The 12292-nt window shown below is 23.0% G+C and carries 9 protein-coding genes; 5 read left to right on the top strand and 4 right to left on the bottom strand.

The genetic code is table 11. From position 1 onward, the window contains the following. The first annotated feature begins 18 nt into the window (after window positions 1-18). From ACZ5EC_RS04695 to ACZ5EC_RS04705, 3 genes are all read left to right on the top strand, one after another. Window positions 19-1239: a tetratricopeptide repeat protein gene (locus ACZ5EC_RS04695; protein ID WP_464303800.1), complete on the top strand. Its 1221-nt coding sequence runs from the start codon at window positions 19-21 to the stop codon at window positions 1237-1239. Window positions 1240-1461: 222 nt separating this feature from the next. Further along, entirely contained in the window at window positions 1462-2784 is a 1323-nt protein-coding gene (locus tag ACZ5EC_RS04700) for a cyclic 2,3-diphosphoglycerate synthase (protein ID WP_464303801.1), read from the top strand. Window positions 2785-2964: 180 nt separating this feature from the next. Beyond that, window positions 2965-4155 carry an alpha/beta fold hydrolase gene (locus tag ACZ5EC_RS04705; RefSeq protein ID WP_464303802.1) on the top strand — a complete coding sequence of 397 codons (1191 nt, stop codon included), beginning with the start codon at window positions 2965-2967 and terminating at the stop codon, window positions 4153-4155. 75 nt (window positions 4156-4230) lie between these two features. Here the strand turns inward: ACZ5EC_RS04705 and ACZ5EC_RS04710 are convergent, their stop codons facing one another. Then, window positions 4231-6543 carry a glycosyltransferase gene (locus tag ACZ5EC_RS04710; RefSeq protein ID WP_464303803.1) on the bottom strand — a complete coding sequence of 771 codons (2313 nt, stop codon included), beginning with the start codon at window positions 6541-6543 and terminating at the stop codon, window positions 4231-4233. A gap of 247 nt (window positions 6544-6790) precedes the next feature. On the opposite strand from ACZ5EC_RS04710, the gene ACZ5EC_RS04715 reads away from it, so the two are divergent. After that, window positions 6791-7828, top strand: a complete 1038-nt coding sequence (locus ACZ5EC_RS04715) for a lysylphosphatidylglycerol synthase transmembrane domain-containing protein (protein ID WP_464303804.1) — start codon at window positions 6791-6793, stop codon at window positions 7826-7828. Between the two features lie 280 nt (window positions 7829-8108). Beyond that, the gene (locus ACZ5EC_RS04720) at window positions 8109-9785 is read left to right on the top strand and encodes a methyl-accepting chemotaxis protein (protein WP_464303805.1); all 1677 of its coding nucleotides are present in this window, start codon (window positions 8109-8111) and stop codon (window positions 9783-9785) included. Here the strand turns inward: ACZ5EC_RS04720 and ACZ5EC_RS04725 are convergent. From ACZ5EC_RS04725 to ACZ5EC_RS04735, 3 genes are read right to left on the bottom strand one after another with little or no spacing between them, the layout of a single operon-like run. Then, entirely contained in the window at window positions 9780-10823 is a 1044-nt protein-coding gene (locus tag ACZ5EC_RS04725) for a class II glutamine amidotransferase (RefSeq protein WP_464303806.1), read from the bottom strand. The two genes, ACZ5EC_RS04720 and ACZ5EC_RS04725, sit on opposite strands and share 6 nt — an antisense overlap. A 10-nt stretch (window positions 10824-10833) precedes the next feature. Continuing rightward, window positions 10834-11475: a hypothetical protein gene (locus ACZ5EC_RS04730; RefSeq protein WP_464303807.1), complete on the bottom strand. Its 642-nt coding sequence runs from the start codon at window positions 11473-11475 to the stop codon at window positions 10834-10836. Continuing rightward, window positions 11462-12208: a carbon-nitrogen hydrolase family protein gene (locus tag ACZ5EC_RS04735; protein WP_464303808.1), complete on the bottom strand. Its 747-nt coding sequence runs from the start codon at window positions 12206-12208 to the stop codon at window positions 11462-11464. The genes ACZ5EC_RS04730 and ACZ5EC_RS04735 overlap by 14 nt, the downstream gene beginning before the upstream one ends. Window positions 12209-12292 lie beyond the last annotated feature (84 nt).

Below are 12292 nucleotides of genomic sequence, written 5' to 3' on the forward strand. Positions count from 1 at the left end.
TAATGGTGTTATGTTAAAATGAATTATAAACATTCTAAACTATTTATTCAAGGTGTTATCTCATTAAAAGAACATAACTATGATAAAGCATATACAATTTTTAATATATTATATAAAAATTATCCATTTGATGAGATTATTTCTCTTTATTATGGATTAATACTTTTCTATCTTGATAATCATAGACTTGCTTTAAGAGTATGGGAAAAACTTGAAAATCACCCTAAATATGACTTTATCCTTTTAAAAGCTTTTATTTTAATAAAACAGAATAAATTCCCTGATGCAGTTAATCTTTTACTTCAAAAACTTAAAATTGATAAAAATAACAAAATAGCTTTAAAATTGCTTAAATCCCTTAAAAAGTCAAAAAATCTTAAACTCTATGCAAAATATTTAAATTTTGAAAAAGTTTTTGGAAAATTACCATATTCAAAAATAGTTTCTAAAAACTCCATATTAAAAAAATTAAATATTAAGAAACATTTACCTTTATTTAAAAAAAGATATATAATTTATTTTTCTATTTTTATAATATTAGCATTAATTTCTTTATATTTTATAAACACATATTTTTTAAAATATAATATATTTAATTTATCAAAAAATAAAATTGATAAAATCAATACAAACTATTTACCTATAGATAAAAATCAGAAAGTAAACATAGAAAATTCAAATAACCTGGATAACAAAGCAAATAATTCTGATAATAATAAAAATACTACAATTGAAAAAAATATTAATGATACTTATAAAAATGTAATAATTTACAATTCCGAAAAAGAAATTGAAAAAGACTTTTTACAATTAAAAAAAGCAATAATAAAAAAACAATATAATATTTCTCTTATGTTAATTAATAAAATACAAAATTCTAATGCAAAACTGCTAACAAAACAAAAAGCCGAATTATTCAGAGAATTTTTAGTAGAACCATCATTTGATGATAATTTTTACAACCCTGAATTTAATGAAGTTATTCAGACTCCTTTTTTATATAAAGGGCTGTTTATTAAATGGAAAGGGATAGTTAACAAAATTGATAAAAAAAACAAATCTTTTGAAGCATTAGTTTATGAAAAGTCTGATATTTTTATTGAAGGTTTAGCTATTGGAACAGTTGATGGAGACCTTTATCTTTTTAAAAAACAGAAAATTCAATTTATGGGAAAAATTATCAATATCAAAAATGGGAAAGTCTACTTAAAAATTAAATACATAAAAAATCTTTTTTAATCACTGTTAAATCCATTATCATCAATTTCTTACTAACTTAAATTATTACTAACTTAAATTATTATAAAATCTTCTATTTATTATTAAATCCAATTCAATATTAAAAGCTTTTTATAAAAATTATTTCTTATGTAAATCATTTTTCTTTTTATTAACTTTACTTTAAAATTTAATATGATAATTGTAATAACAGTATATCTATTATATTAAGGAGAGGATTTTATGGCAAAAAAAAGAGTTCTTATTATGGGAGCTGCTGGTAGAGATTTCCACAATTTCAATGTTCTTTACAGAGATAATGAAGATTATGAAGTAGTTGCATTTACTGCAACACAGATTCCTGATATTGAAGGCAGAGTTTATCCTGCTTCTTTAGCTGGAAAACTTTATCCAGAAGGGATACCTATTTATGAAGAAGCAAAACTTTATGATTTAATTAAAGAATTAAAAGTTGATGAAGTTGTTTTTTCTTATTCAGATGTACCACATGAATATGTTATGCATAAAGCATCACTTGTTATGGCAGCAGGTGCTGATTTTAAAGTAGCAGGTTCTAAAGACACAATGTTAAAATCTAAAAAACCTGTTATTGCTGTATGTGCTGTTAGAACAGGTTGTGGTAAATCTCAAACAACAAGAAGAGTAGGAAAATTATTACAACAAATGGGTAAAAAAGTAGTTGCAATAAGACACCCAATGCCTTATGGCGATTTAGAAAAACAAAAAGTTCAAAGATTCGCTACAATTGAAGATTTAAAAAAACACAATTGTACTATTGAAGAAATGGAAGAATATGAACCACATATTAATAAAGGTATTGTAGTTTATGCTGGTGTTGATTATCAAGCAATTCTGGATGAAGCTGAAAAAGAAGCTGATATAATACTGTGGGATGGTGGTAATAATGATATGCCTTTTTATAAACCAGATTTAATGATTACTGTTGTTGACCCACATAGACCTGGACATGAAGTTAAATATTATCCTGGTGAAACTAACTTACTAATGGCAGATGTTGTTGTTATTAATAAAATAGATTCTGCAAAAAATGAAGATATATTAACAGTAAGACATAATATTAAAAAATTAAATCCAGATGCAATTGTTGTTGATGCTGCTTCACCATTATTTATGGATAAATATGAAGAAGTTAAAGGTAAAAAAGTATTGGTAGTTGAAGATGGTCCAACTTTGACTCATGGGGGGATGACTTATGGTGCAGGTATAGTTGCAGCTCAAAAATTTGGTGTTAGCGAAATTGTTGATCCAAGACCATGGGTTGTAGGAAAAATTGAAGAAACTTATAAAAAATATCCTTATATTGGGACATTATTACCAGCAATGGGATATTCTGAAAAACAGGTAAAAGACCTTGAAAAAACAATCAATAGAGTTGAAGCAGATGCAGTTATTATTGCAACTCCAATTGACCTTGGTAGAATTGTTAAAATTAATAAACCATCATATAGAGTAACATATGAACTTCAAGAAATTGGTAAACCAAATCTTGAAGACATTTTAGCTGACTTTTTAAAAAAAGTATAAAGGAATATAATACAGGTATAAAACAAAATAAGGGGTTGTCATAAAACTTGGAGACAACCCCTTTTTAATTATAGTATCTTATATTTTTTATTGATAATATTATTCTTTTTTTATTGATAATATATTCTAATTGTTTATACTGTGATAAATATAAAAGCATGTTTCTATAGGATTGTTTTAATGGGAAGAAAAGCAAATATTGATTGGGATTTACAAAAAGAATTAAGAAAAGCTGTATTTATTGAAGATAATTTCACTTTTGAAACTATAAAAATTTACTACAGAATTTCTTCTGAAGAGGGTCTGGTATTTTTTGATGATGGTCTAAATAAATTTCATAACTATGGTTTTATCAAAAATGACAAAGGAATTAAACTTTTTTTTCAATCCTGGATTCAGGATCCTTTAAAACCATCAATTTTTTTTATTCATGGTAATGCTGAAAACTCTTCTTCCCATCCTAAATTTTTTTATTATTTATTAAAAAATAACTACAATATTTTTGCTTTTGATCAACAAGGATATGGAAATTCTGAAGGTATAAGGGGAACATTCGATTCTTTCTATGATTATATAAAAAATGTTGATCTTGTTTATTCACATTTTTATAAAAAACTAACTTTTTTAATAAAAGGGATGGCTAATCTTAAAGGGAAAAAGAAAAAAAATGTAGAACTTACCTATCCCGAGTTTTTATTTACTGGTTTTTCTATGGGAGGATTAGAAGCACTATATTATATCTACCTGTATAATTATCTAGATTCAAAATTAAATCTTTTTAAAAATATTAAAGATTCAAATTTACAAAATTATGATAAAATCAATGGAATTAAAAAAGTAATTCTTTTAAACCCTTGGTTGTCTCATCATCCCAGATTAATTAATAAATTTGGGGAACTCATGTTGAAATATTTTCATTTTTTATTTTCTAAATATGAATTGATGAGACAGGATTCTCAAAAATTGTTATTAGAAGAATATAAAAAAAACTCTTATGAGCTTTATTTAAAAATGTACAAAAATCTAACTGATAATAAAAAGTATTTAATAAGACGATCTAAAGATATAAGAATACATAGACTTGTTTCAAAATTCTGGTTATCAGATATTGCTAGAAATCAATTGTTTTTAAAAAGTAAAATTAAAAATAAAAAATTTCACCAAAAATATTTTAAAATTAATCCTGAATTTTATTTATTTTTAGGATCTTCAGATATTATTGTAAATAATAGTTTTACTGAAACTTTATTTAAATCTTCTTTATTAAAATATAAAATATTCTGGTTAAAAAAAAGTTATCATGATTTTTTAGATTATGATGACAAAAGATGGGATGAATTTATTTCCTTTTTTGAATCTGCTTTAAATTAGTATATATAAAGCCAATTTTTAATTTTATTCCAGGTTGAATTAAATAACTACAACTTTAAAAATAATAAAATAATTTTATTTTTTTAATATTTTCTGGATAAATACCTTTCTTTTATAAAGACTATCATAAACTTTTATTGCTTTTTCTGCCATAATTTCAGATGTGTAATTCAATACAAACTTATATGCATTTTTAGATATTTTATTTCTTAAATTTTTATCTTCAATTAAATTTAATACTTTCTGACTCCATTCAACAATATTATGTTCTGTTTTATAACCGTTATAGCCATCTTCAACAAGATCATTTGTTCCAGAACTTTTTATACATACAACAGGATTATTACCAGCCATTGCTTCAAGAAGAACTATCCCCTGAGTTTCAGTTGTGGAAGCAAATACAAAAAGATCAACCATTTTATAATAGGTTGGTAATTTTCTTTGATCAACCATTCCTAAAAAGAAAACTATTTTATCAAGATTATGTTTTTGTACATATTTGATAAGATTATTTTTTTCAGGTCCATCCCCTGCAACAAGAAGTAAAATATCTTTATTTGTATTTTCTTTTATATAAGAAATAGCTTCAATAATAAAATAAATATTTTTTTCCTTATCCAATCTTGAAACAGTAAAAAGAATAAATTTCTCCATTATTTGAGGATTTTTTTTAAAATAATTAATCTTTTGATTTATATTTTGATTAGAATTTATTTTTAATAATATTTCCTGCTTTAATTTAATAACTTCAGATTTTGTAACATTATTAAATTTGTTAATATCTACACCTGTTGGAATTACAAATATTTCTTTACTGACACCAATACTTCTTAAATACTTTTTTGTGTCATTTGTAGGAGAAAAAATAGCATCATTTCTTTGAGAAAAATATTTGATAAACCAATGGGTTAATTTATAACCTAACAAATTTTCTAAAAAAGCTGGTAAATTATGTGCATATTTTTCATATCTGGTGTGATAAGTGTATATAGAAGGAAGTTTTAAATTCTTAGCTATTGCATTACCTTTAAATCCTACCCAAAATGGATGGTGAGAGTGTATTACATCAATATCCAGCTCTTCAATTTTTTTCTTAATTTTTTTTGAAAAAATATTTGCAATAGGGATAACTTTTCCCCTTTTTTTATAGTTGGTTATTGATGGAATTCTAATTACATAATCTGGATCTTTAAAATTTCCAAATCTTTCTTTATTATACTCAGGAGCAAATATATAAACTATATGACCTTTTTTAATAAGTGCTTCAGCTAATGTATGAATGGAAATTGGAACTCCCCCTATTGCTGGAAAATATGAATCCGTAAACATAGCAATAGAATAAAATTTTTTTTCAGGAAGTTTTGAATAGTCAAACATAAAATTTGCATAATAATCTATATCTTCACTCAAAATAAGAAATAAAAAGGAATAGGTAAAAAAAATGAAAGCAAGTAACATAATAAGATTAAACATATTAACATATAAGTAAGAATAAATTTTAAACCAGATACTATAGAATAATTTTTTTATAAAACTTTTCTGAATTGGAAATATCTCAATAGGTTTAACATTGAAACTATCTTTATTTACAGAAAATAAAATAAAATGGTAAAAACTTGATCTATTATTTGATATAAGAGATCTACCACCACCACCACTTATAAAATAAGAAGTATTGTTTATTTTTTTGTAATAGTATAATGGTAAAGAACCAATAAACACCGCATCTATAAAATGCTTTTCAATAAAGTTTTTTAAGTATTTTTGATCACCTTTGTTTGAAAGATAATAATCTTTTATGCCTCTTAATTTTATATCAAAAGGAAATGGAGCTTTATTCATAAAAATGAATTTTTGTTTGTAAAATTTTGGTTTTTCAAAAAGTTCTTCTAAAAATATCTTTTGACTGGAAGAAATAAAATTTTTAGTTGTATCTAGAAAAATAAAAAGATTATCATTAACTTCAAATGAAAAAAATTCTGGTCCAAAATAATTTATAAATTTTATTGCTCTACCATCATTAAATTCATTTTTTCCAATGCAAGATATGAATGGGATATTAAAGTTTTTTAACATTTTAAAAAATTGCCTATAATTAGATTCAGAACTTTCAAAAATAAAATCTCCAAGAGAAATAACAAAATCAACATTATATGTTTTAACTTTTTCTTTAAAATCTTCCCATGTATAATTATTGTTTGAAATACCACCAATTACAGCAACATTAAAACTATCTTTCTTAACACTTTCTTTAATTTTTAAAAGATTTTTTCCATTTATATCATAAATTTTTTTTTCAAAAAAGTATAAATATATTTGAAATAATGATACTACAATTAGAATAAATAGACTTACATAAAGAAATAATTTATATTTTATTCTTTTCATAATTAATAATTTACAATTTAACTATTAACAATTACATATATACCAAAGTTGACATTTATATGTTTTTTTTAATAATATTTAAAATCAATTAATAAAGATTTACATCAAATTTAGTTTAACCTTAATTTTAATCTTAGAGAATTATAAGATAACCAATTAAAAAATCAATCACCATTATTAAAATAATTTGACATTGTTATAAAATGCTTTACCTATATTGCAAATAAAAATTAGCCATTTTAAAATTATGGATAAAAAATCTAAAAATTTTATAATTTCATTTATTATTTTTCTCATATTATCAATTCTTATTTATTTTTATTTATTGAAAACATTTTCAAATTCTAAATTTTATTTCAACTATATTTTATCAAAACTTAATTTTTTAAATGTTTCAATTTTATTACTTTTGCTTATACTTTATTTCTTATTTGATGGATTAAGACTTTATTTTATAATTTTATCAACAGGTCATTCCATTCCAGTAAAACTTCTAGTTAAACTAATATTTGCAAATGTATTTATTTCAAATATAACCCCTTTTTCAAGTGGAGGTGGGTTTATTCAAATATATTATTTAAACAAAGCGAATATTGCTATTGGTGAAGCAACTGCAATTACAAGCATAAGAACTGTTCTTGCAATGTTTTTCTTTTTGACTTTAACACCATTAATTTTAATTTTTGACAAATCAATTGATAAAATTGTTCCTGCAAAGACTGTTTTTTTATATGCTCTAATTTTTATGATAACTTATATTACAATTTTTTATTTCATAATTCAAAGGAAAAATCTTATAAAAAAACTTATATACAAAATTTTTTATTTACTAAAAAAATTAAAACTAATAAAAAAAAATAAATTTAAAAAATGGGTATTATATTCTTTTAAAGAGATTAATTTTTTATCTTTTTCAATAAAAAAATATCTTTTTGGTAATAAAATTTTTGTTATCTTTTCTATTCTTTTCACCCTTTTTTTTCTTACCCTGCTTTTCAGTTTTACCCCTTTTTTATTAAATCTTTTAAATATAAAATATAATTTGTTAGAAATTTATATTTATCAACTTATAATTACTTTTATCATGTATTTTGTCCCTACTCCAGGATCTTCTGGAGTTGCAGAAGCTGGATATGCATATATATTTAAAACTCTTCTACCTGTTAAATATATTCCAACATTGACTATTTTATGGAGATTTTTAACAATTTATGTTGGGATGTTCATTGGATTAATAATTGTATTATTAGATATCATTAAATCTAATATTAATAAGATTAAATAATAATTTTCCTTTTATTTTTTATATTATATGTTATTTCTCTATTGGAGTTGAGATAGAACCTTAATTAAATCACTTTAAAATTAAGTATTTAAAAAAATAAAATTAATATAGCTAACTTATATTTCTAAAGTACTTCAATCCTACCAATTTTAAAATTATTACTTATAAAGTAAATTATTTTAATTATAATAGTAAATTAGATTTACCTTAATTATTAATAATCATAAAAACTTTATATATTGTTTATTATATATTAATGTTTTTGAAAAGGGGAAAAATAATGAATAAATTATTGTCATTAATAATACCTAAAAAGGTTTATAATTCTTTTTCTTTTGAATATCAAAAAAAATCTAAATATATTTTTTACACAACATTAATATTATTTGTATTTTATTCTATTATAGTTATTTTAAAATTTATAACAAAAACTGATTTAATATTAGCTTCTCTTATTGCATCTTCAACACCAATTGCTATACTAATTTTTATATTTTTAAATAAAGGAAAAATTAAAATTTCAAGTTATATCACAATTTTCTATGTTCTATTTAATCAAACTTCTTTAATCATAACATCTCCGGTTGAAGGATATTTAACTATTTATAAATTTGCTTTTTATTTTTTATCGATTTTATTAATTTCAAGTTTATTATCAATAGATAAAAATCAAATTTTGATAGTTGGGATTATACTAGTAATTATGTTAATTTTATCCTATTTTTTTAAAATTTCTAGTTTTTTAAAACCTGATGAAGTTTCTACTGGAATTTCAACTTTAATAGCAATAACTATAGCAATAATAACTTTACTAATAATCTCATTAGAAATTTATAAATATTCAGAAGAACTAATAGATGATGCAGTAAAAGAAAAAAATTTAAATATTACAAAATTTAATAAATTATCTTCATTAATTAACTCATCAAAAAAAACCATTAATCTTGGAAACAATTTAGTTTCAAAATCTGATATGGGATTAAATTCTATAATTTTAACTGACAGTAAATTAAAAGAAATTAATGAAAAAACAAAACTTTTAAGCAATGAGAGTAAAATTCTTAAAAGTTCCCTTACCTTAATAACAAAGAATATTATTAAATTGGCTGATAATCTTAATTCACAGGCTTCTTCAGTTGATGAAACTTCATCTGCAGTATTGGAAATATCGTCAAATATAAATAATATTAATAATATAAGTTTAAATAGAAAAAATGAAATGTCTAACATGATTAAAATACTGGAAATTAATAAAAACCAATTACAAGAGATGGATAATATTGTTAAAGATTTTGTTAATAGATCTTCAAGTCTTTTAGAAATTGCAAAAATTATTATTGATATTGCTGATCAAACTAATCTTTTAGCTATGAATGCATCTATTGAAGCAGCTCATGCAGGAGAACATGGAAAAGGATTTGCAGTTGTAGCTGATGAAATTAGAAAACTAGCAGATAAAACAACAAAAAATGCATCTGCAATTACTAAAGATTTAAAGCAAAATAGTGATTTAACAAATAATCTCAACAGTATTAATAAAAGTATAGGTGAAAGTTTTGAAAATCTTTATAATGATGTTCAATTTACTATTAACTCCTTTGATGAAATAACAAATGGGATTTCTGAAATCAATCTTGGTATAAATGAAATTAATCAATCTGTACAAAATATTGTTAAAATAACAAATGAAATAAAATCTTCTTCCGAAAATATAGAACTTGAAATTAATAAAGAAAATGAAAGTGTATCTAAGATTGACAGCCAGATAGAAATTATATTTAACAATCTTTCTGATATTGTCAAAGAATTCAAGGATATTAAAGATATAATATCTGATGTTAAAAAAATAGGTGAAGAAAATAGTATAAATATAAATAACTTAACTTTTAATATTAACAAAATAAATAAAACAACAGAAATCAAAATGTTACAAAATATTGATATTAATAATTTATAAAATTAGATTATCTATTTCTTTTCTTTTTGCAGGTTCTGTAAAATATATTGCATTTTCATTATTCCATTTAACCTTATCTCTACTATCCTGTCTTAAATATTTTCTTTTAAGTAAAGAAAAAATAGACTTTTTGATTTCATCATCTGAATATTTTAATTTCTTAGAAATTTCTTTTAAGCTTAACCTATTAGGATTATTTCTTATTATTTTAAGAATTTCTTTTTCTATATCAGTAAAAATTACTTTTTTAAATCCAGAAAAATTGGAAGAAGTTGGATAAATAATCTTTCCATTTTTAAATACAATAAGTTGTCCTGGAGCAAAAGATTGCCATACTTCATTTGTTAGTCTTTTAGTAGCTATAATAAAACCAGTTTGTTCAGGATTTTTTTCAGCAGCAAGATTAACTTTCCAGTCTTCATCTTGCAATTCAATTTCATGATAAGGTGGTTTTCTCATAACAAACTCAAGACTAGTATAATCTTTTTTATCATGATAACAAAATAGATTCTCTCCATCTGAGAATATACAATTAAAATCACCATAATCATTTATCTCTTCTAATTTAGAGTGTAACCACTTATAATCTACATCTGACCATTGAGTTATTCCTTTTTTTTCAATACAATTTAGTAAGTGGCAAAAAATATATTCAGAATCAGTATCTCCAATAGGAGTGAATCTACCAGTATCTAAATTATAATAATTATAAAGTGTTCCATTATGAGCGAAAACAAACTCTTTTCCATCAAGTTCTCTAGAAAAAGGGTGAGTATTTTTATGACTTTCTCTTCCAACACTTGTATATCTAACATGTCCAATAAATATTTTTGATTTTATTTGTGAATAATTTTGTAAAAATGCTGAAAGTTGACTTTCACCTGCTCTAATAGGCTCTTTAATAATTTGTGCTGACTTATCTGGATAAAATGCTAAACCCCAACCATGAGGGTTAAAATCCCCTTTATGCCTAAACCCTCTGAATGATATATTTGGGGTAACATGCAAATTAAATGATAATCCTAGTAATTGACACATATTCCTCTCCTTATATATTTTTTAAAAAGGGAAGAATAAATAAACCATATATTCCCCATTGAAGAAATAAGACAATACCAGCAATCAAATATCTTTTAATTAAAATTACTTCTTTATTTTTAAACCTATCTTCTGTTATCATATATGCAAGCATAGGGAATATACCATATACAAACATTATAATTAAAGCATATAAAAATCCAGAAATTGGAATTGAAAATATTCTTAAAAAAACTTTTCCTGATTCTTCAGTAAAAATTCCGTATAAACCCGTAATTATAAAAACATCTAATTTTGAATATCTTATTTTAGACAATAACAAATACCAGCTAAAAATCAATATTAAATAATAAAAAAAACCAAATATTAAATCAGTTAAAGGATCTGAACTTAACAATACCCTTTGATTAACAGGAATTGAAATATTATTAATAATAGCAAAACTTTCTGTTAGCAATCCAAAAAACACACCACTTACTATAAAAGAAACAGAAACTGGTACTTTTTCTAAAAAGGTAGATAATTTATCTTTTAAAAGATATGTAAAAATCCACATTGGGAAAATTAAAATCATTGGATTTTTCAATCCTATAATTATTAAAAAAAAACCAAGAATTATAAGGATATATTTTTTTACATTATAATTCCACATACAATATTCCTTGTCTTCCAATTGGCATTTCACATATAATATTTTTATTCCCAGAAACTACCATAGCACCACCAAAACTTCCTCCATCAAATTCTTTTTTTGCTAAATAATTTACCATAAAAGTAGTAGTTCCAGCTTTTTCTATTTGATTTACATATTCAAGTTTTTCTTCATCCCACATTTTTTGATTGTAACTTCCATCGAAAAAGCAACGTGCAAATGGATAAAGAAGATAATCAACTTTCATTTTCTTAATTCTATAAACAAGTTTATCATCAAAAAGATCACCACATATTAAAAATGCAAAACTTCCAAATGGTGTTTTTACTTTTTTAATGTCTATACCTTCACAATATATTTCAGAGTTAACCTTTTTTCCATGCCAACCAGAAGTTATCCTTCTGTATTTTAAGATAATTCCTTGATCTGGTGAAATTAAAATAGCTGAGTCATAAAGCCTCTTCTCTTCCAATTCCAGAAGACCTATACCAATATAAATATTATTTTCTTTAGATATTTTAATTAAAGTTTGTGTAAATTCTCCAGGTATTGGAACACCTAAAGGTAAATCATGTTCAGGAATATCATTATTTATTAGTCCAGTTATAGCAGCTTCAGGAAAAAGAATAAGGTTAGCATTATTTCTGGTTGCCTCATTTATAGCCTTAAATATATTTTTGATATTATTTTCTATATTATTGGCAACATAATTTACAGCAAGAGCTACTTTCATATAAATCCTCCATAAAGAAAGTTTATAATTCTTTGGTTTAGATTTTATCTAAATCAAAACTTTATTTAAATAAGTTTTTTTATA

This window comes from Exilispira thermophila, from assembly GCF_055389015.1.

Excerpts from the sequence above, each read along its gene's own strand:
- ACZ5EC_RS04695 (WP_464303800.1), top strand. The coding sequence starts at position 19 with ATGAATTATAAACATTCTAAACTATTTATTCAAGGTGTTATCTCATTA.
- ACZ5EC_RS04700 (WP_464303801.1), top strand. The coding sequence starts at position 1,462 with ATGGCAAAAAAAAGAGTTCTTATTATGGGAGCTGCTGGTAGAGATTTC.
- ACZ5EC_RS04705 (WP_464303802.1), top strand. The coding sequence starts at position 2,965 with ATGGGAAGAAAAGCAAATATTGATTGGGATTTACAAAAAGAATTAAGA.
- ACZ5EC_RS04710 (WP_464303803.1), bottom strand. The coding sequence starts at position 6,543 with ATGAAAAGAATAAAATATAAATTATTTCTTTATGTAAGTCTATTTATT.
- ACZ5EC_RS04715 (WP_464303804.1), top strand. The coding sequence starts at position 6,791 with ATGGATAAAAAATCTAAAAATTTTATAATTTCATTTATTATTTTTCTC.
- ACZ5EC_RS04720 (WP_464303805.1), top strand. The coding sequence starts at position 8,109 with ATGAATAAATTATTGTCATTAATAATACCTAAAAAGGTTTATAATTCT.
- ACZ5EC_RS04725 (WP_464303806.1), bottom strand. The coding sequence starts at position 10,823 with ATGTGTCAATTACTAGGATTATCATTTAATTTGCATGTTACCCCAAAT.
- ACZ5EC_RS04730 (WP_464303807.1), bottom strand. The coding sequence starts at position 11,475 with ATGTGGAATTATAATGTAAAAAAATATATCCTTATAATTCTTGGTTTT.
- ACZ5EC_RS04735 (WP_464303808.1), bottom strand. The coding sequence starts at position 12,208 with ATGAAAGTAGCTCTTGCTGTAAATTATGTTGCCAATAATATAGAAAAT.